Origin of the sequence: Actinomadura viridis (assembly GCF_015751755.1) — a bacterium.
Taxonomy (GTDB): Bacteria; Actinomycetota; Actinomycetes; order Streptosporangiales; family Streptosporangiaceae; genus Spirillospora; species Spirillospora viridis.
On record NZ_JADOUA010000001.1, the window covers coordinates 2213087 to 2234880 of the forward strand.

A 21794-nucleotide genomic window follows, 5' to 3' on the forward strand; every position below is an offset into this window, starting at 1 on the left:
CGCGCGATGTCGCGGGACTAAGTCCTCCTGAGGGCTTCCCTAAGAGAGCCTTAGGGGTGGTGCCTGCCTTGGCCCAGGTCAGGGGGAAGTCTCGCCTCATCCGAAGCTCGGGGGAGCCGATCGGGGAGCCACGCGCCTACGCGGACTTGGTGTCGCTTCCGAAGATGGCGTTCATGTGCTCGGCCCCGTCACGGATCTCGGGGCGAAGCTGGTGGCGGTAGACCGCCTCCGTGATCCTGGTGTTCTTGTGCCCGACGAGGTCGCTGATCTTCTCGATGGGCACCCCGTGGTGGCTCATGATCGACACGAAGGTGTGCCGCAGCTCGCGCGGGCACCACTCCGACGAGTCGAGTCCGGCCGCGTCCACCACCCGGCGGAACCGGCGCCGGACGTGGTGAGCGGTGTACGGGGCGCCGTTCACGTGGCAGAACACGAGATCGTGATCCTTGTACGCCTCACCTGCCTTGAGCTTCTCCGCCGCCTGCCTCGTCTTGAGGGCACGGAGGGCGGCCACCGCCATGTCGGCGATGCCGAGCCCTCTGCGGCTCAGCGCCGTCTTGGTCTCGCCCTTGTGCCGGTCGGAGCGCAGGACGTAGACGGTCGCCGAGTCGAGATCGACGGCGCCCCACGTGAGCGTGCGGAGTTCCTCCGTCCGCAGGCCCGAGACGATCGCCAGGATCACGTAGGCCCCGAGCCGATGCTCGGGCTTGGCCGCCTCCTTGAGGAGCGCCTTGGCCTGCACGAGGCTCAGCGAGCGTGACTTGCGTCCGGCCTTGCCCTGCGGTGTGTCGACCAGTTCGGCGACGTTCCGGCCCACCTTGTCGTGCCGTGCCGCCCTCCGGATGGAGCGCTTGAGCAGGCCGTGAACGATCCCCAGGGACGACGAGGTGAGATGCTCGGCCCTCCCTCTGAGCCACCTCTCGACGTCGTCCGCCGTGAGTTCCTTGAGCAGGGTGTGGCCGATGAACGGGATGAGCTGGTGATCGGCGAGCGACCGGTAGACCTCGATCGTCGCCGGTGCCGTGTCGCCGTTCGAGAACGCCGTGAGGAAGTCGTTCACCGCGTCCCGGACGCGGTAGTTCCGGGTCGCCTTCACGCCCTTGTCGAGTTCCTCGGCGAGTTCCCTGAGCTTGTCCAGGACCTCGGTCTTGGTCTTCCCCTTCCTCTTGGGGCGCCTGCGTTTGCCGTCGGGGCCGAACCCGAGCGAGAGGGCGCCGGTCCAGCCGCCGCCCTCCTCGTAGATCGACCCCTGGTACTTGCCGATCAGGATCTTCGCCAAAGAGATCCCTCCTTGCGTTGGGGGCTGTCGTTCTTGACCGGTAGCGATGCGCCCGCGTGGCGATGCGAGCCCATGGCGCCTCCGCGCGAGAACGGAGACGCCATGGCACGTGTCGTCCTGCGGGCGCCGGCGTGGATCGAGTTGTCAAGAACCGGGAGCCTCGGGCCTTCCGCGTGAGCGGCGTGCCCTGGGCTTACGCACGACAGTAACTCAAGACGTCCCTAGACGTCCCTAGTTCGTGGTGGCGTTCTGTTCGAGGGAGGCGACGAAGTCGGCGAGATGCCGGTCGGTGATGCGGCGCGACTTGCCGATCTTGATGCTGTGGAGGCGGTTCGTCCGGATGAGGAAGTAGACCTTGTCGCGTCCGATCTGGAGGATCTCGGCGACCTGCTCGACGGTGTATGCCTGCACGCTCACCTCCTTGTCTCCCCGAGCCGTCTCGGGGCGTGCGTCGGGCGTGGCGATCATCTCCGTTCGTGACGGTGCGTGATTGTCTACGCCTTCGTCTATGTCTCGTCTCAGCGCCATACGTGCAGACGCGCGCGGAGACGTAGACGTAGACAAGTCACTCAGCGTGTTCAGCGGCGGCGCGCCACCGGCCACGTGAGACCTGGGTGACGCGGTCGGCCTCGGCGAGTTCGCGAAGCCGTTGGTAGATCCACGGGCGGCTCATCCCCGTCCCGGTGATCAGATGGGAGACCGGCGTCCCCTCGTCCGGGGCACCCGCCAGCATTGCCCAGAGCACGGCATCGGGCCGGTTCGTGCCCTCCGCGGTCTCGGCTGTTACGGGCTCGCTTGCGGTTCGCAGTTGGACGCCTGCATGCGCCTCCTCGATCGCCGTTCGCGAGACCTCGTCGAGAACGGGGCGGATGCCGTGGTGCCGACTCGCGGCGTCCGCCACGGCCTCGTCGGTGAGCAGGTAGGCGCGGCCACGACGCGGTACGTCATGTTCGGGTGCGGAGAGCAGGAACTTGCCGGGGGCGTTGAGAGTGTGGGCGTGCCACCCGGCGTTGAGCATCCCTTGCCCGAGGATGAGATCGACGTCCTTACGCTCTCGGACGCGGAAGCTCACCCGGACGTCCATCTGCGACCGCACCGCGCCCTTGCCCATGGCCTTCTGCGTCGGGCGCTGAGTCGCAGCGACGAGAGTCACGGCGACAGCGCGTCCGCGTCGCGCTATCGAGTCGGTGTCGCTCGCGCTCTCCGTTGCGTCGTCGGACAGTTCGGCGTACTCGTCGATGACGATCACCAGTGCTGGCGCGTCCGGGGACGGTTCCCACACCCGCCGCCCCAGCGTCGCCAGCGATGCCGCACGCGCCTCAAGAACCGCCAAGGCGTCCCGCAGGAGAGCACGGGCTTGCTCGGGTGTGGTGGCGAGGCGATCGATGCAGGAGGCCCACGGCTGGAGTTCCATGCCGCGCTTGAGGTCGATGGCCCAGATGACCACGTCTCGGCATGCGCTGAGGTTGCCCATGAGAACGTTGATCCCGCCGCTCTTGCCCGAGCCGGCCACACCGCCGATGAGCCCGTGGCGACGCAGCAACAGGACGCGGGCGCTCGTTGCGTCCTCGAAGGGGCCCAGGTCGATCGGCTCGGAGATGGACGAGACGGACGGTCCGGGCCACGGGATCGCGTCGGCGTGCGGGTCGGTGTCGAGCACGCGCAACTCGAACCGGTTCGCCTTGTCGTCCCGTGTGGGGAGGACCCGCACGGCACCGCGGAACGTCCCGAGCGCCGACTCGATCGCCGGAACCTTGGCCACCACGTCCTGAATGGTCTGCCCGCGTGCCAGAGCGAACCGGGCGCGCCATCCCCAGACGTCCACCACGGCGGACTGAGCACGCGAACCTGGAAGGCCGATCGACTGAGCGATCTCAGGCCATGCGGCGATTTGCCGATCGACTCGGACCTTGGCGCGGCGCCGACGATGCGCCCACCACGGCATGGCCAGCAGAAGGCCACCGCCGACGAGGACTTGGGGGAGCGGCTGGAAGGCGATCCCGAGGGCCGTAACGGCTGCGATCCAGCCACCCGCACTCATGACCAGGGCCGCCCCGTACAGGCGCTCACTTCGCAGAGCGAGCCCCAACCGGTCGCCGAACATGGCCAGCAGCCACGCGGCCACTGTGGTGACGCCCAGCAGGTACGGCCACCACCACGCATGCGTGATGTGTAGGACGGCGCCCCCGAGAGCCAGCGTGGCCATGAGGTTGAAAGGGGCGAGTTCGGATCGGTACCGCCACAGCAGGCGCCCCAGGACGACGGCAGCGAGATCGGGGAACGGCTCATCGCCGTTGATGACGACCATCGGCTGAAGCCCGTTGCGTCGCATCTTGCGGGCATGCCGCCGCATCTGCCGTGTCCGGCTCATGCGCGCCCCCAGGAATCCGGGGGAAGCTGCCCCTGGGCCCGAAGTTCATCGCGCAGGTAGTAGAGCGCGTCTGGCTCGGCATCGTGATGGGCGTGCAGGGTGGCGCGGCCGGCGGCAACGAGATTCGCGTGATCGCGCCGGACCTTGGCCAGCGCGGCGAGAAGCCGCCTGACCTCCGAGATGAGCTTGAGAGAGTCTGCGAGCGCGGCGTTGATACGGATCCACAGATCCGCAACCGCGGGCATCGCATCGGACAGGGCGGACACGATCTCGCGAGCGGCGAGGTTTCGGGTACGGACCTCCTGTAGGTCGATCTTGACGTGCTCGGGGATGTCGGTCACTCGGGCATCCCTCCTTCGGTCGGGAACGTCAGTGCTGGCTGAGGACCTGGACCAGAGCGGTCACCAGTCGGCGAATCTCCGGGGCGGCACTCGTGGCGGCGAGAAAGAACCCGAACAACAGGCACACCGCGATGTGCCACGCGCGCAGGCCCATGTAGCGCCACGCCAGCCACACCACGGCGCCCAAGATCACCACCAGGGGAACGGAGACGTTCACGGGGCACCTCCTCAAAGCCAGAGATCGGGAAACCGGGAGCCGCGCCCCCGCCGAAGCCATCGGGCGCGGGCGCGGCACTTGCGGCACCTGCGGTTCCCCGGCTCGATCCGTGCGCCGCAGGGGCAGGAGTGGCCGGTGATGAGGCGAGGCATCCGCATGGTCACCGACCCGCCGTCAGGCGGGCCGGGACGTCATCGCATGTCCGTGTGGTGAGAAGACGGCGGGAGACGGCGCCGGTCCGCGAGAAGGCGGCGCGGTCACGGGTGGCGCGGCGCTCTTCCGCGTGGATGCCGATCACCAGCATCGCGAAGATGCCGCAGACGGAACCGGCGAGGAAGACGGCGATGATCGAGGCCAGGACGAGGATCATGAGTGATCACTCCTCTCGTAAGGCCCGTGTCCGGCGGGGGCGGCTCGGGCGGTCGGTGTGCCTTACGAGAAAGAGAGTGCGCCTGACCAGGGGGACGAGATCACTACATGACTGGACGTGTTCATGACGTCCTCATAGGGTTGTCAGCGTCCTAGGACGTCCCGGACCCGGACGGGTGCATGCCGAACGAACGCCTACGCGCCGCCCTGCTCGAACAGGGCATGACCATCGCCGCGCTCGCCGAGTCGATCGGCGTTGATCAGAAGACCGTGGAACGGTGGATCACCAGGGATCGCACTCCCTACCGGCGACATCGCTACGCAGTGGCTTCACGCCTGGGCGTAGACGAGACGTTCCTGTGGCCAGAAGCACTCACCAGCGAGCAGGTCACCTCGGCGTCCGGGAGCGAACTGGTCACCATCTACCCCCACCGTTCCTCCGTGCCAAGGGACGCATGGGGACATCTCTTCTCCACGGCCAAAGAAGAGATCGGAGTCCTCGTCTACGCCGGACTCTTCCTCTCCGAAGACTCCGGCATCCAACGCACCTTCACCGAGAAGGCGAAGGCCGGAGTACGCGTACGCATCCTCCTCGGCGATCCCGATAGTCCCCAGGTGGCCGAACGAGGCGCCGACGAGGGCGTGGACGACGCCATGGCCGCGAAGATCCGCAACGCCCTCGTCCTCTACAAGAACCTCCGCAGACAGGACGGCGTAGAGTTCCGCTTTCACCGCACGGTCCTCTACAACTCGATCTACCGCGCGGACGATCAGCTCCTCGTCAACACACACCTCTACGGGGTGACCGCACCCCACGCGCCCGTATGGCACCTGCGCCGCATCGCCGGCGGGGAACTGGTCAACACCTATATCGAGAGCTTCGAGCGCGTCTGGGAAGGCGCCACACCGATACCGGAGGAGTGACATGGGCCGCAGGATCGACTACTACGACGACCCCAACGCCCCCAAGGCCAACAGCCTCGTACCGTCTGTCAACGTCGTCGTCGCGAACGACAAGGGCGAGATCCTCATGATCCGCCGCACCGACAACGACAACTGGGCCCTACCCGGCGGCGCCATCGACCTAGGCGAGTCCGTCTCTCAAGCCGCAGTTCGCGAGACCAAAGAAGAGACCGGCATCGACTGCGAGGTAACCGGCCTCGTCGGCATCTACTCAGACCCCAAGCACGTCATCCACTACACCAGCAACAACGAGGTCCGACAAGAGTTCTCGATAGTGCTCACAGCGCGACACACCTCTGGTCTTCCGCATCCAACTTCCGAAGCTTCGGAAGTTCGGTGGGTAGGCAGGCAGGCGATGAGAGCTCTACGAATGGAAATCTCAATGCGCAAGCGTATTGAGCATCACTATGAGGATAACGACTCGCCAGTGGTCTTCTAAGTAAAGCTCCGCTTGCAGGCACGCCAGCCTGGCGAATCGATTGGGTATCGACTAGCTGTGTGTCCTACCGGTGCGATGGTGCCGGCTAAGCCGAACTGCCCAGATCTGGCCAACCTCTTTACCGCATTGCGCGCTCTCATCTAAACTCTAGCGGGCGGCTAGGACTTTACTGTTTCCACGTCGTGCTTGTCCGCTGACCTTCATGAATCGGAAGGCTGCTGTGATCAGGATACCGCTATTTGAAGCGCTATCGGTTAATGGCTATGGCTTGTACCCTGGCGAGAGGGAAGCTCAGGGACTGCAAACTAAGTTCAAACCGGGTCTCAGTCTAGTTCTTGGTGCCAACGGTCTTGGGAAAAGTACCCTTGTTCTCCTCCTGTATAGGATGTGTACGGGGCCATACGACATCCCAGCAGGCGCCGGTCGGGCCGAACTTGGATCGTCTCAGATACGTGAAGCTGCTCTGAAGCCGAAAGATCGCAAGACGTTTGCAGCTCGAGTTCATGACGGAGCTCATGCGGCTCGAGCCACTTTGGAGTTGCGGCTTGGGGAAACAAAGGTTTCCATTTCACGGGATCTGAAATCGCTCAGTCTTACGAGCCTGATCGTGGATGGCCAGCCACAGCAAGCGTTCACGGAAAAAGACTATCAACGCGTCATCACTGAGCTCGCTGGGCTAGGTATTTTTGCGGACTGGATTCTTGTACTTAGGTATCTAGTATTTTACTTTGACGACCGGCGCTCCCTTGTATGGGACCCAAATGCACAGCGACAAATGTTGCGCCTACTGTTCTTGCCTCCTGCTGAGACAGAAAAATATCTATCCCTAGAAACAGACGTGCTCAAAAGGGCCACCTATGTGCGGAACCTGTCCGCTGCTCTCGCTCGTCAGAGGACGGATCTGAACGAACAAGAAAAAGCCGCGACTAAATCGACGGATCTGAGAAGACATATAGATCAACTCACCGCCACCCAAGAAGCAGAACAAGCTGAGCTTACGCGAATCCAGGATAGCTTCCATGAACAAGAGGCTCAGAGGTACTCGGCTCGGCTGGAGGCTCTGCAAGCTGCTGACGAAAGGGAGTCCGCGTACAGAGCTCTAGAACACCATCGGTTGATGGCGATCCACGAAGCATTTCCTTCTCAAGTAGAAAGTGTTGCATATATCCTTGGGCAACTCGTATCAGGGGATCAATGTTTGACCTGCGGCACTTCAGTGCCCGAGTTGGCCTTGGAACTTCGGGCTCTAGCGGATGAGCATAGATGTGTAATATGCAAATCACCGCTTTCCTCGCCTTCATCCAATGAGATAGACGCGGATGAGGTCACACGAGCCCGAGAAGCACTTAAGTCTGCAGAGGAACGACTGGAGGCTGCGACGGAGGCTAGGACTGAAACGGAGACCGAACATCAAGGGGTGCTGCAGAAGATGCGAGAACTAGAATCTTCTATCGCCCAGCGCAATGTGACCTTGGACGCCCTTTACAGGCAACTCCCGGAATCGGATAAAAAACTACAAGAACGGCGCTCCAATTTTGCCGCTCTAGATGCCCGCCTCGCGGAATACAGAGAAGAGCTCAATTCAAGGAAATCGCGCTACAATGACTTCATAGCCGGCATAAATCTCACCATTGTAGAGCGGCGCAGGCAAATCAAAGATATGTTCGCAATATACGCACGAGACTTTCTGGTTGAGACATGTGTTCTAGTGGGAAGTACGCACAAAGAACAAGTGGGGCAATGGGGACTCCCGACGGAGTTTTCAATCTTCGAAGTCAATATGACCGGCACAGATTTCGAGTCGCCAGTTATTAGAAACGGCCCTGAGCAGGTGTCTGAAAGTCAGCGCGAGTTTATCGACCTCGCGTTTCGGATGGCACTGATCTCTGTTGCGAGCGAAGGAGGGCAGGGCTCTCTCATAGTTGATGCCCCAGAGGCCTCATTGGACGCTGTGTTCGCTCCTCGCGCTGCACAAGTTTTGGCAAGGTTCGCGGATCCAGATGCGGGGAATCATGTAATCCTAACCTCTAATCTTGTTGATGGACAATTGATTCCAACACTGATGCGACTTGCTGGTATCAATAGACGTGACACTACGCGGATTATAAATCTATTTCGCATCGCCTCTCCGACTGCTGCGACGAGAAAGCTGCACAGTGAGTATGAAACAGCAATACAACGACTATTTGACGAGGGCTAAATGCTTATAGTCGAAGACCTAGACAGGGCTAAGAACCTACACTATGCCATCCGAGTAATCGCGATATTGAAAGCGTGTCGCGAGGTCGGGATATCGCCGGTTCCGCTCGCAAGCCTCCATGCTATCGCATACTTCTCTGATGCACTTGCGCCTACCTGGAAGGTCCGCGTTCTGGAGTCCCAGGTACTCAAGCAAGAGGACTTCCCTCTTAATCCAAGGTTGCAGAGAAATATAGATGGTCTCGTTGGTGCGGCAATTATAAAACCATCCAAAGTAAGTCATCACCGCGCGCCGAAAGGCTGGCGACTGGATGCCCAATATGAACTTAACAGCGTCTTTAGTAAAGCCATTATAGAGGCGATGGAGGTCGATGCTGAGTTTCATCGAGAGATGGTGTTGACACGGGAAGTAACGCTTGCTCTCGCAGGCATGCGTGCTTACGGCTTGGCTGGTGCTGTTCTAGCCGATGCTGCGTACTCTGACCCGCTGCTAGATTTTGGCAACATAGTCGATCTTCAACCTGAGGAGGAAGGAATTAGTCGGACAAAAATGATGGCTGACAGATTTGTATCACTCATGGCATCACAAAGAGCTCTCACGCCTGCTGAAACTACTCACCTATATGTACGGCACTTGTTTTCGGTCATGAGAAAGGCAAGTAGTGAGTCGAATTGACCCATGGAGTCCTGCGGCCTTGGAAGAAACGTTGCAGGAGCATGGTGGGGTTGGTGCCGATGCTGACTTGCAGGACGAGATTCGATTCGTCGTCGGAGTAGCGCGGCTGCTCAGGAAACGAGTAGAACGAGGTGAGCTGGACCAGACAGGGCTGTTGCCGGCAGTCTTCCTACTACATCCGGAATCTCCTGATCTCAACGTTGAACGGAAGGTTAAGCGTTCGCCCATGCTCGATAACGGGCTTCAAGAGATTTCCAATCGTGTTTGGTTTGTGAATCAGGTAGCGAACGACGGAACTGCCATCCAGTTGTCAGAAGAGGATGACGACGAAACGATTTTTGAACTGGTAGTTGAAGAACTGAGTTTGGGAGATTTGCCAGCTGTCATCTTCGAGCCTCGTACGGATGTACCGGAGGCCAGGTACTACCCAGAGGGCCTATCAAAGACCCAAAACTGTCGACCACTGCGAATCGACGCCAAGCCTCTGTCGCTCAAAGAGATTTTTGAGGTGATCGATCGTCTCTATCATCAACAGCTTTGCACTCCGGACGTTCAGGGCAGAGCAGGCAAACTGTGGGAGAAGTCGGATCAATATTGGGTCGCTGAGAATGCTGAAGACCGTATTCAAGTGGTTGTACGGGCAGGGCTTACAGGATACTTCCCCACTTGCCTTGTACGTGTCGAGCAACCGCAGGCGACAGGGCGGCTCGATGTTGAGATTGAAGAGCCACTTCCGAGAGATAGAAGTAGGGTCACGAGACATGCGGTCTTGGAGTTGAAGGTTCTCCGCACCAGGGGCGCAAAGGGAAATAGTTGGTCGGATGCCAAGATAAAGCAATGGGTCGTGGACGGAGTTGAGCAGGCTTCATCATATCGGAATGAGCGTGGCTGTCGATTGGCAGCCCTGTGCTGTTTTGACATGAGGGTACCGGGTGTGGATAATTGTTTCGATCACGTCGGGGAGTTGGCTGGGGCATTGAAGGTTGAACTTAAGGCCTGGCGCCTCTTCGCTTCCTCGGGTGAGTATCGTCACTTTCTAGCAAGCCAGTACACGTCTTAGTTGAAGCGGGGGCGACAATTGACGGCCAAGGGCCATGACCGTCTTATAGAACACTATCGTTCCTTGCAGGCAAGGTGGTCGGTTGCCGATCGGTCGGCCGACTACGCGCCGCTGGTGGTTTCTAAGGGGAATGCCTCTGAGCCTATTCACGGATGGTTTCATTTTAAGGAGGGTTTTTCTTCACACCTTCTTTCTCGTCTATTCAAAGATGCTGCCTATGTGCCGACTAATAAGATTTCGATCTTGGATCCATTTCTCGGCAGTGGTACGACACTTGTGAGTGCCATTCTCATGGCCAGAGATCTAGGCTGCGATGTAACGGCTGTTGGCGTTGAGAGAAACCCGATCATCTATGAGGTTGCTAAAGCTAAAGTGGCTTCCGCGTTGAGAGGAAGTTCTTTGCTGGGAGCAATCGCTTCGGTGGAAGGGATCTTCTGGAAAGAGTTCGAGCGCTTGAAGAGCGCACCTGAAAGTCTCACTACCCCTTCAACGACGCTCAATAATTCTAATTACTTTGCGGCGAGTTATGTTCGATCTTTATTGTCGCTAAACCGCGCCACGCGAGTTATATCCGAGCCAGAGGTGCGTGCGGTTTTTCGGGCATGCGTTAGCGCTGCCGTTGAGCCTTCCGCGAAACTACGGCGCGATGGACGAGCCTTGAGATATGTACCCGATCGAGAGACGATCGAGCCAATCGGTTCGTTCCGACGGAGTCTGGCACAGGTCTCGGAAGATCTTAAGGGGCTTTCGCCCATGGATGACGCTCGGATTGAAATCGTGCACGGTGACGCTCGTGACCTAGATCTTCTAGGTAGAACTGAGCGGTTCGAATGGATCGTCTTTTCTCCGCCTTATCCTAATAATATTGACTACACTGAAGTCTATAAGATCGAGGCATGGGCATTGGAGGAGTATAGCAATGCGGCAGAAATGAAGAAGCAACGCCTCAAGACATTGAGAAGTCATCCGAGTATCAGGTTTCCCGATGAATATCACTACAAGAATAACGATCATGCGGACGAGATTGATGCTCTACTTTGTCCTCTCCTAGAGTCTGTGCCTTCAGGCCGTTACGAGCGAGGTCGACGGCAACTGATATTGGGCTATGTCGACGACATGCTTCGTGTCCTTAGGAGTTCGAGAAAGCTGGTCGCTCGCGATGGTGTTTGTGCAATTGTGGTTGGAAATTCCGTGCATGGGTCCGGGGAGGACAGCTTTGTCATCGCTGCTGACTTGTTGTTGGCGCGGGCTGCCGAGTTTGCAGGATGGAGTGTAGAGGAGATTCGAGTGGCACGTCACCTTAGTCGTCGAGGTGCCGGCGTGGCTTATCTTCGTGAGAGCATTATTGTTCTGCGCGCCGACTGAGAAGAATGTTATCTAGCCAATATCTTCTGCTATATATTAAGGATTATGTTTATTTTCCCTGAACGATGGTCCCACCTTCTTGGGGTGAGTGATCTAGCAAGCTGTTGTATGTGATGTGGGTGGAGTGAATCAAGTGTGGGGATGCCTTTCGGATTGCCTTGGTGACGCAATGTCCGCCGCCATAGCGGGCTGCTATCTCAGCTAGTCGTTGCTCAACAGGTACTTGCTGTCCATTAGGGCTTGTAGTCATGTCGCAGTACACGAGGGCATCCGCTAGGTGGGGGGCCTTAATACCGAACTCTTCGGTCAGAGCTTGGTCTAGGCCGCGTTCGCGGGCCTCGATCAGGGCGCAGGAGTGGTGTGCCACCAGGCGGCATAGGTGGTCGTCGGCTTGGTGGGTGTCGCGGAGGTAGCGGGCACCGTCCAAGGGATGGAAGCCCGTGACGACGAGGTCGGGGGCGTAGCCGATGTCGTGGAGCCACGCGGCGGCCTCTAGAAGGTCGGCGTTCTCGCCAAGGATTGGGATGAGGGTGCGGGCTTGGCGGGCTACGCCTTGGGTGTGTGCCCAGCGGCGGGGGAGTGGCTTCTCCAGGTGCTTGCGGGCGAGTTCGCTGGCCCAGGCGGCTGAGTTCTTCATGAGCACGACGCTACGGACACTCTCCTAGACGTCCACGGGCGCTTGTGGCTCATCTGGGGACGTCTTGGCGGACGTGGCGTCCTACGCCTTGGACGCACGTCACCAGCCCAGCGTCCTCTAGCGACCTGAGTGCTTGCCGGGCGGTGAAGCGCGATACGCCGTAGCGCTCGCAGATGCGTGCCTCGCTCGGAAGGCGGGCGCCTGGGGGGATGGTGCCGTTGCTGATCTGGTGGCGGAGGTGTTCGGCGATACGTGCGTACTGGGGGCGTGTCCCCGGTGGTGGGTGGTTGGTGGGTGTGTTGACGAAGCGGCCTATGCCGGTGCGGACGCTGATCAGCCCTTCGGCTTGCAGGGTGGACAGGGCCCGCCGCACGGTGTTGCGGACGACGCGGAACTCGGCGCACAGGGCGACCTCGGCCGGTAGCTGGGAGCCCGGAGCGTAGGTGCCGTCGGTGATGCGTTGGCGTAGTGCGTCGGTGATCTGGGCGTACGCTCCCCATGCCGTGCGGCGGGCTGTCACTTGGTTTCGTCCCTGGAGGAGGCGAGTGCCGCTGTCACCCAGGGGGTGAGCAGGACACTCAGTCTCTGGGTGGCGAGTTGGAGGTTGGTGCAGGGCGCGAGCCACTCGCCGGTGCTGGCGCGGTACCACCAGATCCCGTTTGCCCGGACGACGGTCACGCTCTCGCCGATGGAGGGGACCGCTGCGGAGTACACGCGCAGGAGGGTCGGGAGCAGTTGGCCGTAGCGGACTTCGGTCGTCCAGCCGTAGCGGCGCATGGCTCGGGCGAGCCGGTGAAGGTAGCGGTGTGCTCGCCATGGTCCGGAGTGCTCCGGCAGCGCGGGCGCGGTCGGTGCATCCGGGGGGATAGGCACCGGCCGCGCCGTCTCCATCTCCCTCCTTGGGGCCGCGCCTTCCCATGCGATCCCGGCGGGTGATGGGCGTGGGGGGCGGTGGTACCGCGTCATCACCGGTACTCCGTGCGCTTGACCTTGGCGAGTTTGGCCTCCTCTTCGAGGGCTTCGCGCAGGGCGGTGGGATCCGAGCGCATCACCGTTGCGTCGACTCCGGCCGCAGGGTCGTGCAGGCTCGCGACCCAGTCCCCGAGTTGCCCGTCCGAGCGCACCGAACGCCAGATGCGGTGACCGGTGAAGTCCCTGCGGAGTTCGGCGAGCGCCTGATCGGCCGAAGTGGTCTGGTTGGGGTTCTGAGTGGCCTCGCGGCGCCGGCGGATGGACATGACGGCTCAACTCCTCAGCGGGTGTTGGTGGCTTTCGCCTCGTGTCATGAGCCTCGTGGCGGGGCCGGGACCTCTCCATCGGCATCTAGGGACGTCTTGGGACGTCTTCTGTTAGCGTCGGTCCTACCTTGTCTCTCCGGGAGGTCCGGTGAACGACTTGTTGCGGCGTGCGCTGGCCGATGCCCGGCTCACCGAAGCCGGTATCGCGTCACGGCTGGACGTGGACCCCAAGACCGTCCGGCGGTGGGTCGCCGGGCGGGTGCCGTACCCGCGTCATCGGGCGAGCGTCGCCGCCCTGCTGGGGGTGGACGAGGCGGCACTCTGGCCACAGGTCGCCGAGATCGGTTCCCGTGAGGAGAGGCCGGTGATCGAGATCCTCGCGTCCTACCCGCATCGGTGGGCCGTCCCTCGTCCGGTCTGGCAACACCTGTTCGAGAAGGCACGGGACGAGATCGGCATCCTGGCCTACGCGGGCCTCTTCCTCGCTGAGGACAGGGGCATCCTGCGCACCTTCGCCGCGAGAGCACGTGAGGGCGCCCGCGTGCGGATCCTGCTCGGGGACCCGGACGGGGCGTGCGTCGCCGAACGCGGGTGTGACGAGGGCGTTGGCGAGTCCATGGCGGCGAAGATCCGCAACGCGCTCGTCCACTACCGCGCCCTGGGAGAGGTGGACGGCGTTGAGATCCGGCTCCATGACACCGTGCTCTACAACTCGATCTACCGGGCCGACGACGACCTTCTGATCAACCCCCATGCGTACGGCATCGCTGCCTCTCATGCCCCGGTGCTGCATCTGCGGAGAGCGGAGGATGGCGACATGGCCAGTACGTACCTGGAGAGCTTCGAGCGCGTCTGGGCCCGCGCGGTGCCCTTCGACGAGAGGGCATGAGAAAGCCCCAGCCACGGCCCGGCTGGGCCATGGCTGGGGCTTGTTGTCTCACTGTGGTGCGTGTTGCTCCGTGCTGGCGAGGATCTGCTTGACCTTGCGCCGGTCGATGCCGTGCTTCTCGGCGAGGTACCGCTGAGAGAGCGGACGGCCCGGACCGTCCAGACTGGCAAAGTACTCGGCGAGTACCGCCTGTTCCGGGCTCTGCTCCACTTCGGCGCGTTCGGACGGGACTGGAGCCGGACGTGATGTCGCGTTGCGGGTGAGCATCATCAGCAACTCGAACGACCCGACGAGGGCGAGTGCTGGCCATGCGCTGACGAGAGCGCCGATGAGGCCGTGGTTCAGGCCGTGCGCCACGTTGGCGCCCACCGTCGCCACGATGCCCACGGTGAGACTCCACTTGGCCAACGCGGGCGCTGGTTGCTTCCGGCGGCTCGCGTCAAGGATGACCATGGAGGCGGCCCAGATGAGGCCGTCCACGGTGAACGGGACGAGGCGCGCCGTCGTGCCGGACTCGCCGTGCGAGTGCACCAGTTCGTAGGCGTGGCGGTACGAGATGATCGCGGCCACCACGGCGACCGCGATGACGGCGAAGGCTGTCGTGATGCGGATGACGCGATCAGCCATGCGCCAACTCCTCGCGCCACGCGATGACGAACGGGTCGGTCTCGCCGTGCGTGGCGACGCGTTCGGCGATCGTCAGAGCTGTGATCGCCTCGTTGAGGGTGAGCGGGTGTGGCCACGTGCTGACGTGCCATCCGTCGGGCGTGTGCGTGGCCGTGGCGAGGGTCGTGCCGTTGGCCTCTACGGCCATGGTGTTCTGGGTGATGACCAGGGGCATAGGGGTGCCTCCTCCCTGCTGGAGGGAGGGAGCCGGGGGAGCCAATCCCGGGAGCCAACGTGGGTCGGCATGAGCCGACCCCGTTCGACTGTCCCGGACGGTCCCCCTGGCTTCCTCCCCGTGTTGGTGCAGGTGAGCGGCTCCCAAAGCGACTCTCCCGGACGCTGTCGGATGTCGTGGGACTAAGTCCTCCTGAGCCCATCCCTAAGAGAGCCTTAAGGGCGGCCTGGTGGGGCGGGTGGCGGCGTAGCGTTCTGGGTGTCACATGGACGCGGCCCGCACGGCCCTCACCCCCGCCCGGGGCCGTGCGGGCCAGAAGTCTTTTCAGGGGCCCCGGGCCCGGGTTCAGGTCCGGGGGACGGCGCCGTGGAGCAGGAGGCGGATGGCCTCGGCGGTGCCGGTGGCGGAGGTGTCGCCTGTGGCCAGGCGGCGGACGGCCAGGCCGTAGAGCATCGCGACGACCGCGGGGGCGTGGCGTTCGGCGTCGGGGATGCCCAGGGCGGTCAGGACGGCGGTGGCCAGGCGGTCGTAGGCCTCGACGGAACGGACCGAGGTCTCGTGGAGGGCGGGGTCGCGGGCGGCGTGCAGGTGGAGTTCGAGGTTGGCGATCTGCTCGGGGCCGTGGGCGAAGCCGGCGACGGCCTTCTCGACCTCGTCGGCGGCCCGGTCGGGATCGACCTCTCTCAGCCGGGCGCCGTAGGCGGTGATCCGGGCGATCTCGGTGTCGACGAAGTCCCGCAGCGCCTCGCGGAGCAGGTCCGACTGGCTGGGGAAGTGGTAGGTCAGTGAGCCGAGGGACACGCCGGCCGACCGGGCGACGGCGCGGTTGGTCACGGCGCCGATGCCCTGCTCGCCGATGAGGCGGAGGGTGGCCTGCAGGATGCGCTCGCGAGGTGTGCTCACGGTCGCAGTCTTCCTCATGCGGGGTGCCGGGCGTATCGTTCGTACGAACGAACGAGAGGGGATGCCATGCAGGGTCTGCGTGAACAGGCGGAGTCGCTGCGGCGGGGGGAGGTGTCGGCGGAGGAACTGGTCGGGCAGGCCCTGGAACGGATCGAGGAGGGCCGGTCGCTGGGCGCCTTCCGGGTGGTGCGGGCGGAGGCGGCCCGGAACGAGGCCCGGGAGGCCGGCAAGAGGCTGCGGGAGGGCGAGCGGCTGCCGCTGCTGGGCGTGCCGGTCGCGATCAAGGACGACACCGACATCGCCGGGGAGACCACGCCCTTCGCGGTGAAGGGCCGGCATCCCGTCGCGGTACGCGACGCGGAGGTCGTCCGGAGGCTGCGCTCGGCGGGCGCGGTGGTGGTGGGGAAGACGACCACCTGCGAGATCGGGCTGTGGCCGTTCAGCGAGTCGGCGACGGGATGCGCCCGCAATCCGTGGAACCCCGCGTACACGCCGGGGGGATCGTCGGGAGGCAGCGCGGCGGCGGTGGCGGCCGGGATGGTCGCCGGGGCCGTGGGGTCGGACGGGGCCGGGTCGATCCGGATCCCGGCGGCCTGGACGGGGCTGGTGGGGATCAAGCCCCAGCGGGGCAGGGTGTCGGGCCACCCGCACACCGACCCCTTCTACGGGCTGACGGTGTGGGGGCCGCTGGCGCGCAGTGTCGGCGACGCGGCCCTGCTCCTGGACGTGCTCAGCGGAAGCCATCCGGACGACGTCCATCGCCTGGACGCGCGCGTGTCGTCGTTCGCGGAGGCGGCGGAGACCGAGCCGGGCCGGCTGCGGGTGGCGGTGTCGTTCCGGACGGCGTTCGGGGTCGGGGGCCGGCTGGACCCCCAGGTGCGGGCGGCGGTGGAACGGGTGGCGCGCAGGCTGACCGAACTGGGGCACAAGGTGTTCCCGGCCGATCCCGACTACGGCCTGGTGGGGCTGGGCCTGATACCGCGCGGTACGGCGGGGGTCGCGGACTGGGTCGAGGCCATGGAGGGCGGTGAGCCGGAGCCGCGGACCCTGGCCGAGGCCCGTATGGGACGGCTGGTCGGGCGGCGGCTGCTGCCCCTGGCCAAGCGGATGGATCCGGGGTTGCGGCGGAGGGCCGGCCGCATCTTCCGGTACGCCGACGTCGTGCTCACCCCGACCACCGCTCAGCTGCCGCTGAAGGTGGGGGCCTTCGACGGGGTCGGCTGGCGGAGGACGCAGTCGGGTGTCGCCGCGGCCTGTCCCTACGCGTGGCCGTGGAACGTGCTGGGCTGGCCCGGGATGAACGTGCCCGCCGGACTGAGTAAGGAAGGTCTGCCGATAGGGGCGCAGTTGCTGGGGCATGACTCCGACGAGGCCACGCTGATCTCGCTGGCCGCGCAGCTGGAGTCCGCCGAGGGGTGGACGGAGCGGCGGCCGGACTGACCCGCGGCGGGCCGCCGGAGCGGGGGTCCACTCGTACCGGCGGCCCGCCGCGGCCCTCAGAAACCGGTGACCAGGCCGCCGTCCACCAGGACCTCGCTGCCGGTGCAGTACGAGGAGTCGTCGGAGGCCAGGTAGGCCACCAGTCCCGACACCTCGCGGGTGCTGCCGAGGCGGCCGAGCGGGAGCCCGTCGATGAGCGCCTGGGCGCGGTCGGCGGTGGCCTCGACGATGTCCTCCTGCATCGACATCGCGGTGATGATGCCGCCGGGGTGGATCGAGTTGACCCGGATGCCGTACCGGCCCAGCTCGCGCGCGGCCGACTTGGTGAGCCCCCGCACGCCGAACTTGCTGGAGCTGTAGGCCGACATCCCCGCCGCGCCGATGAAGCCCTCGGTGGACGAGACGTTGATGATCGAGCCGCCGCCGGAGTCGCGCATGGCGGGGATCACCGACTTGATCCCGAGCCACTGGCCGACGAGGTTGACGTCGATGATCCGGCGGCACTCCTCCAGCGTCATCTCCTCGATCGTCCGGTGCCGCATGATCCCGGCGTTGTTGACCAGGACGTGCAGGGCGCCGTGGGCGTCGAGGACCGTCTCCACGGCGGCCGCCCAGCCGGCGGGATCGGTCACGTCAAGACGGACGAACCTGGCGTTCTCCAGTTCGGCGGCGAGTTTGGCGCCCTCCTCGTCCAGGACGTCGCCGAAGACGACCGAGGCGCCCTCGTCCACGAAGCGCCGTACATGGGACTTGCCCATGCCGCGCGCGCCCCCGGTGATCAGAGCCACCTTGCCGTCAAGCTGTCCCATGTGCGCTCCTCTTGCCCGCGGTCACCGCGACCGCGGCGGCTTCCATGCTCCGGTAGACCGGCACGCCCGACGACCGTGCCAGGTCGCGTACGGCGTCCTCCACGCCGGGAGGGGCGCACTCGGCGTTCCGCATGACCAGGGTGATCCGGGTGTCCGGCAGTTGCTCCTGCAGGGCGCCGACGGCGCGCGTGTACGCCAGCAGGGGTTCGGCGCTGTCGCCGAAGGTGAAGAAGCTCTGCGCGTTGACGTGCGTGACCACGTCGGCGTACGGGCGGTGCGCCAGGATCGCGGTCACGGCACGCCGTACCAGGCCGGGGTCGCCCCGCGGGCCGACCGGGATCTCCAGCGGGTTGGCCAGGGAACTACCCGCCCCCAGGCCCAGCTCGCGCAGGGCCGTGCGCGCGGGGGCGGGAAGGCCGGCCAGTTCCAGCCCGGCCCCGTCGAACACGTCGGCGGCCAGCACGCTGGCCCCGCCGCTCGGGCCGATGACCAGGACCTCGTTCGTCCCCGGCGCCCGGCGGGCGGAGTGCAGGTCCAGCAGGTCCAGCGCGCCGATCAGGTCGTCCTGGGAGGTGACGAGGGTGACGCCGGTCTGCTCGGCGAGCGCCGACCACACCCGGGTGTCACTGATCATGCCTCCGGTGTGGGAGGCGGCGGCCCTGCGGCCCTGGCCGCTGCGGCCTCCGACCAGTGCCACCACCGGTTTACGCGCCGACCGTACCGACCGGAGGGCGGCCGCCAGGCCGCGGCCGTCACGGGGATCCTCCAGGTAGAGCCCGATCGCGCCCGTTCCGTCGTCCCCGGCCAGGTACGCCAGCAGCTCGGCGGGGGTGACGTCGGCGCTGTTGCCGACCGTGGCGACCTTGGAGAAGGCCAGGCCGCGCCGTTCGCCGACCTTGACGACCTCCCCGGCGAGCCCGCCGCTCTGCGAGATCAGCGCGACGCGGCCCGGACGTCCCGGGGCGCCGCCGAGGAACGTCTGGCCGCCCGCGGGGGAGTAGACGCCCATGCAGTTGGGGCCCAGCAGCCGCACGCCCGCTTCGCGTGCGGCGGCGAGCAGGTCGTCCTCGAGCGCCGGTTCGCCCATCTCGCGGAACCCGCCGCTCATCACCTGGACGAACGGGATCCCCGCGGCCCCCCGGACGACCTCGGGACAGCGGGCGGCGGGCACCGCCACCAGCGCGTAGTCGATGTCGTGGTCGCGGGCCGCCTCGGCGAGGGAGGGGACGCACGGCACGCCGTCGATGTCGGGCGCGGTGGGATGCACGGCCACCAGCCGTCCGGCGAAGCCCGCCGCCCGGTAGAAGCCCAGGAACATGTTCCCGAAGTTGGGCTTCTTGGTGGACGCCCCGACCACGGCCACGCCGCGGGGCGCGAAGAGCCGGTCGAAGTTCCCGGGAGCGTGGGCTCCCGCCCCGGTCTCGGCCTCGGAAGCGGGGGCGCCGTCGGTGGTGAGGAGGCGGGCGTCCACGGCGACCGCCCCGGACGGGCCGCAGATGACCGGGTTCAGCTCGAACTCGGTGAGCCGGTCGCCCAGCTCCGCCACGATCCCGTCCGGCCCGCCGACCGCGAGGAGCACCTTGACCAGCGCGTCCCGGTCGATCGCCGGCCGCCCGCGGAACTCCTCCAGCAGCGCCCGGCCGCGCAGCCCGTCCAGCATGGCACGGGCGTCGTCCTCGGTGATCGGGCACAGCCGCAGGACCGTGTCGCGCAGCACCTCCGTCCAGACCCCGCCGAGCCCGGCCAGCAGTACCGGGCCGAAGGCGGGGTCGCGGACCGCGCCCACGATGACCTCCACGCCCGGCTCGGCCTGCTCCTCCACCAGGAAACCATCGGGGGAGATCCCCCGCGCCTGAAGGGAGGCGAGCATGCCGGCGGCGGCGCGGGCGGCGTCCCCGGCGGAGCCCAGGCCGAGGCGTACGGCGCCCGCGTCGCTCTTGTGCAGGAGCCCGGGGCCGTACGCCTTGACCACCAGGGGCGGGGTCAGCGCGCCGGCGGCGGCCTCCAGCGACTCCGGATCGGGCGCGGTCGCGCCGCGCGGCACGCCGACGCCGAACCCGGAGATCCACGCCTTGACCGCGTGTTCGGGACGGTGCCCGGGAGTGTTCCCGGAACCGCGCTCGGGATGGATGCTCATCACTGCCCGACGCGGTCGGCGTACAGGTCGCGGATGCCCCGGCGCAGCAGCTTGCCGGGACCGCCGGACGCGTCCTGCGTGTGCGGCAGGTCCTCGGCGACCACGACCGCGTCGGGCGCCTGGTGTGCGGGCAGCCGGGCGGCCAGCGCGGCCCGCACCGTCTCGGCGTCCAGCGTGGCGCCGGACCGGGGCACCACCGCGACCAGGATCTTCTGCTCGACCGCGTCCTGCCCCTCCGGGTGGGCGGGGACGCCGACCACCCCGGCCTCGGCGACGCCGTCGACCTCGATCGCCGCCTCCTCGATCTGGGCGGGCTGCGACCACTGGCCGCCCTTGAGGATGGAGTCCTCGCGGCGGCCCAGTACGTACACGAAGCCGTCCTCGTCCATGCGCCCCAGGTCGCCGCCCACGTACCAGCCGTCGCGCAGCACCTCGGCGGTCTTGTCGGGCAGCCCGTCGTAGCCGGACATGACGTTGGGGCCGGTCAGGTTGATCTCGCCGACCTGACCGACGACCCGCCGGCCGCCCGGGTCGGTGACGCGGACCGCGCACGACATCCGGGCCCGGCCCACCGAGGAGAGGTTCTGGCTGCCGTCGTCCTGGCGCCCGAAGCAGGTGTACGGCGCCTCGGTCTGCCCGTAGTAGCTGTAGATGGCCGCGCCGGGCAGCCGTTTCATGATGCGTTCCCGCAGGCCGGGCAGGAGGGGCTCGCCGCCCAGCACGATCGCCTTCAGCGACGACAGGTCCGCCTGCTCGTGCTCGTCGGAGCCGAGCAGCGCGGAGAAGAAGCTGGGGATCAGGCTGACGTGGGTGACCTTCTCCCGCGGCACCACCTTCAGGAAGTTGGCCGGCCCCCAGTCCTGCTCCAGGACCAGCGTCATGCCCGCGTAGAAGGCCGGGCCGACCAGCGCCGGGAAGCCGATGCCCCAGATGATCGCGCCGGTGCCCATCACCGAGTCCTGGTCGCGGTCCACGTCCAGCCAGATCTGCGCGCTGGCCAGCGAGCTGGAGTGGGTGTGCATGACCGCCTTGGGCAGGCCGGTGGTCCCGGAGGTGTAGAAGAGCGCGAGCAGGTCGTCGCCGAACCCGCCCAGCGGCGGCTCGTCCTCGCCCGCCGCCTCCGCGAGCGCGTCCAGGTCGACCGAGCCGTCGCCGGGGCCGCCCACCCGCAGCCACAGCTTCACGCCGGGCAGGTCCGCGCGGATGGCGTCCACCAGCTTCTCGACCGTGGCGTCGTACACGAACGCGGTGCACCCGGAGTGCTCGACCACCTGCCGCAGCGTCTCGGCGGGCCAGTACGGGTTGAGCGCGGCGACCGTGGAGCCGATCTTCATCTGCGCCAGGTACACCTCGGCGACGTGCAGGGTCTCGTTCATCAGGGAGGCGACCCGCGTGCCGGGCTCGATCCCGGCGGCCAGCAGCGCGTGCGCGACCCGGTTGACCTTCCGGTTGAGCCGGTCGTAGGTGAAGCTCCGCTCGCCGCAGTAGGTCAGCGCCACCTTGTCCGGCGTGCGCAGCGCGTTCGCGGTGAGGATGGCATGGGCGTAGTTGCTGAAGGGTGAGTTCACTCGCGCCACGGCTCGTCTCCTTCGACTCCTGCAGAGGGGTGGAACGCTGCGGG

Annotated in this window: 24 protein-coding genes; 8 read left to right on the top strand and 16 right to left on the bottom strand. The window is 65.3% G+C overall.

Annotated elements, in window-relative coordinates; all coding sequences use genetic code 11:
- Positions 1-136 precede the first annotated feature (136 nt).
- The 6 genes from IW256_RS09840 to IW256_RS09865 form a co-directional block, all read right to left on the bottom strand.
- Positions 137-1279, bottom strand: a complete 1143-nt coding sequence (locus IW256_RS09840) for a site-specific integrase (protein WP_231403723.1) — start codon at positions 1277-1279, stop codon at positions 137-139.
- Between the two features lie 231 nt (positions 1280-1510).
- On the bottom strand, positions 1511-1690 hold the full coding sequence (locus IW256_RS09845) for a helix-turn-helix domain-containing protein (protein ID WP_197010659.1): 180 nt from the start codon (positions 1688-1690) through the stop codon (positions 1511-1513).
- 154 nt (positions 1691-1844) lie between these two features.
- On the bottom strand, positions 1845-3650 hold the full coding sequence (locus tag IW256_RS09850) for an FtsK/SpoIIIE domain-containing protein (RefSeq protein ID WP_197010660.1): 1806 nt from the start codon (positions 3648-3650) through the stop codon (positions 1845-1847).
- Positions 3647-3991, bottom strand: coding sequence for a hypothetical protein (locus IW256_RS09855; RefSeq protein ID WP_197010661.1), 345 nt, complete (start codon positions 3989-3991; stop codon positions 3647-3649). The genes IW256_RS09850 and IW256_RS09855 overlap by 4 nt, the downstream gene beginning before the upstream one ends.
- A gap of 28 nt (positions 3992-4019) precedes the next feature.
- The gene (locus IW256_RS09860) at positions 4020-4208 is read right to left on the bottom strand and encodes a hypothetical protein (RefSeq protein ID WP_197010662.1); all 189 of its coding nucleotides are present in this window, start codon (positions 4206-4208) and stop codon (positions 4020-4022) included.
- A gap of 160 nt (positions 4209-4368) precedes the next feature.
- Complete coding sequence (locus tag IW256_RS09865) at positions 4369-4578, bottom strand: hypothetical protein (RefSeq protein WP_197010663.1); 210 nt, start codon at positions 4576-4578, stop codon at positions 4369-4371.
- Positions 4579-4757: 179 nt separating this feature from the next.
- Between IW256_RS09865 and IW256_RS09870 the strand changes: the two genes are divergently transcribed.
- The 6 genes from IW256_RS09870 to IW256_RS09895 all read left to right on the top strand — a co-directional run bounded on the left by IW256_RS09870 (position 4758) and on the right by IW256_RS09895 (position 11279).
- On the top strand, positions 4758-5501 hold the full coding sequence (locus IW256_RS09870) for a helix-turn-helix domain-containing protein (protein WP_197010664.1): 744 nt from the start codon (positions 4758-4760) through the stop codon (positions 5499-5501).
- A 1-nt stretch (position 5502) separates the two neighbouring features.
- Positions 5503-5979, top strand: a complete 477-nt coding sequence (locus tag IW256_RS09875; RefSeq protein WP_197010665.1) for an NUDIX hydrolase — start codon at positions 5503-5505, stop codon at positions 5977-5979.
- A gap of 202 nt (positions 5980-6181) precedes the next feature.
- Positions 6182-8179, top strand: a complete 1998-nt coding sequence (locus IW256_RS09880; protein WP_197010666.1) for a coiled-coil domain-containing protein — start codon at positions 6182-6184, stop codon at positions 8177-8179.
- Entirely contained in the window at positions 8180-8854 is a 675-nt protein-coding gene (locus IW256_RS09885; RefSeq protein WP_197010667.1) for a hypothetical protein, read from the top strand.
- A 19-nt stretch (positions 8855-8873) separates the two neighbouring features.
- Positions 8874-9914 (top strand): hypothetical protein, encoded by a 1041-nt coding sequence (locus tag IW256_RS09890; protein ID WP_197010668.1) that lies wholly within the window; start codon positions 8874-8876, stop codon positions 9912-9914.
- Positions 9915-9977: 63 nt separating this feature from the next.
- Positions 9978-11279, top strand: coding sequence for a hypothetical protein (locus IW256_RS09895; protein ID WP_197010669.1), 1302 nt, complete (start codon positions 9978-9980; stop codon positions 11277-11279).
- 49 nt (positions 11280-11328) lie between these two features.
- On the opposite strand, the gene IW256_RS09900 is transcribed toward IW256_RS09895, so the two are convergent.
- The 4 genes from IW256_RS09900 to IW256_RS09910 form a co-directional block, all read right to left on the bottom strand.
- Complete coding sequence (locus IW256_RS09900) at positions 11329-11916, bottom strand: HD domain-containing protein (protein WP_197010670.1); 588 nt, start codon at positions 11914-11916, stop codon at positions 11329-11331.
- Between the two features lie 49 nt (positions 11917-11965).
- Positions 11966-12541 (bottom strand): GntR family transcriptional regulator, encoded by a 576-nt coding sequence (locus IW256_RS09905; protein WP_307828820.1) that lies wholly within the window; start codon positions 12539-12541, stop codon positions 11966-11968.
- On the bottom strand, positions 12433-12807 hold the full coding sequence (locus IW256_RS40980) for a hypothetical protein (RefSeq protein WP_231405829.1): 375 nt from the start codon (positions 12805-12807) through the stop codon (positions 12433-12435). The genes IW256_RS09905 and IW256_RS40980 overlap by 109 nt, the downstream gene beginning before the upstream one ends.
- A 74-nt stretch (positions 12808-12881) precedes the next feature.
- Positions 12882-13154: a hypothetical protein gene (locus IW256_RS09910; RefSeq protein ID WP_197010672.1), complete on the bottom strand. Its 273-nt coding sequence runs from the start codon at positions 13152-13154 to the stop codon at positions 12882-12884.
- Between the two features lie 148 nt (positions 13155-13302).
- Between IW256_RS09910 and IW256_RS09915 the strand changes: the two genes are divergently transcribed.
- Entirely contained in the window at positions 13303-14043 is a 741-nt protein-coding gene (locus tag IW256_RS09915; RefSeq protein WP_197010673.1) for an XRE family transcriptional regulator, read from the top strand.
- A gap of 48 nt (positions 14044-14091) precedes the next feature.
- Here IW256_RS09915 and IW256_RS09920 read toward each other — a convergent pair whose 3' ends face one another.
- From IW256_RS09920 to IW256_RS09930, 3 genes are all read right to left on the bottom strand, one after another.
- Complete coding sequence (locus IW256_RS09920) at positions 14092-14670, bottom strand: DUF2637 domain-containing protein (protein WP_197010674.1); 579 nt, start codon at positions 14668-14670, stop codon at positions 14092-14094.
- Positions 14663-14884, bottom strand: a complete 222-nt coding sequence (locus IW256_RS09925) for a hypothetical protein (protein WP_197010675.1) — start codon at positions 14882-14884, stop codon at positions 14663-14665. Before IW256_RS09925 ends, IW256_RS09920 begins: the two co-directional genes overlap by 8 nt.
- Positions 14885-15229: 345 nt before the next feature.
- On the bottom strand, positions 15230-15787 hold the full coding sequence (locus tag IW256_RS09930) for a TetR/AcrR family transcriptional regulator (RefSeq protein WP_197010676.1): 558 nt from the start codon (positions 15785-15787) through the stop codon (positions 15230-15232).
- Here IW256_RS09930 and IW256_RS09935 point away from each other — a divergent pair.
- Positions 15758-17227: an amidase gene (locus IW256_RS09935; RefSeq protein ID WP_269218079.1), complete on the top strand. Its 1470-nt coding sequence runs from the start codon at positions 15758-15760 to the stop codon at positions 17225-17227. The two genes, IW256_RS09930 and IW256_RS09935, sit on opposite strands and share 30 nt — an antisense overlap.
- Positions 17228-17283: 56 nt before the next feature.
- Here IW256_RS09935 and IW256_RS09940 read toward each other — a convergent pair whose 3' ends face one another.
- Genes IW256_RS09940 through IW256_RS09950 form a run of 3 tightly spaced genes read right to left on the bottom strand, consistent with a single transcriptional unit; the run spans position 17284 to position 21750 of the window.
- Entirely contained in the window at positions 17284-18036 is a 753-nt protein-coding gene (locus tag IW256_RS09940; protein ID WP_197010678.1) for a glucose 1-dehydrogenase, read from the bottom strand.
- Positions 18023-20173, bottom strand: coding sequence for an acetate--CoA ligase family protein (locus tag IW256_RS09945; protein WP_197010679.1), 2151 nt, complete (start codon positions 20171-20173; stop codon positions 18023-18025). The genes IW256_RS09940 and IW256_RS09945 overlap by 14 nt, the downstream gene beginning before the upstream one ends.
- Complete coding sequence (locus IW256_RS09950; protein ID WP_197010680.1) at positions 20173-21750, bottom strand: class I adenylate-forming enzyme family protein; 1578 nt, start codon at positions 21748-21750, stop codon at positions 20173-20175. The genes IW256_RS09945 and IW256_RS09950 overlap by 1 nt, the downstream gene beginning before the upstream one ends.
- Positions 21751-21794 lie beyond the last annotated feature (44 nt).

Coding starts and splice junctions, on each gene's coding strand:
- IW256_RS09925 (WP_197010675.1), bottom strand. CDS start 14,884: ATGCCCCTGGTCATCACCCAGAACACCATGGCCGTAGAGGCCAACGGC.
- IW256_RS09865 (WP_197010663.1), bottom strand. CDS start 4,578: ATGATCCTCGTCCTGGCCTCGATCATCGCCGTCTTCCTCGCCGGTTCC.
- IW256_RS40980 (WP_231405829.1), bottom strand. CDS start 12,807: ATGGAGACGGCGCGGCCGGTGCCTATCCCCCCGGATGCACCGACCGCG.
- IW256_RS09850 (WP_197010660.1), bottom strand. CDS start 3,650: ATGAGCCGGACACGGCAGATGCGGCGGCATGCCCGCAAGATGCGACGC.
- IW256_RS09945 (WP_197010679.1), bottom strand. CDS start 20,173: ATGAGCATCCATCCCGAGCGCGGTTCCGGGAACACTCCCGGGCACCGT.
- IW256_RS09875 (WP_197010665.1), top strand. CDS start 5,503: ATGGGCCGCAGGATCGACTACTACGACGACCCCAACGCCCCCAAGGCC.
- IW256_RS09910 (WP_197010672.1), bottom strand. CDS start 13,154: ATGTCCATCCGCCGGCGCCGCGAGGCCACTCAGAACCCCAACCAGACC.
- IW256_RS09940 (WP_197010678.1), bottom strand. CDS start 18,036: ATGGGACAGCTTGACGGCAAGGTGGCTCTGATCACCGGGGGCGCGCGC.
- IW256_RS09880 (WP_197010666.1), top strand. CDS start 6,182: ATGAATCGGAAGGCTGCTGTGATCAGGATACCGCTATTTGAAGCGCTA.
- IW256_RS09900 (WP_197010670.1), bottom strand. CDS start 11,916: ATGAAGAACTCAGCCGCCTGGGCCAGCGAACTCGCCCGCAAGCACCTG.
- IW256_RS09920 (WP_197010674.1), bottom strand. CDS start 14,670: ATGGCTGATCGCGTCATCCGCATCACGACAGCCTTCGCCGTCATCGCG.
- IW256_RS09885 (WP_197010667.1), top strand. CDS start 8,180: ATGCTTATAGTCGAAGACCTAGACAGGGCTAAGAACCTACACTATGCC.
- IW256_RS09870 (WP_197010664.1), top strand. CDS start 4,758: ATGCCGAACGAACGCCTACGCGCCGCCCTGCTCGAACAGGGCATGACC.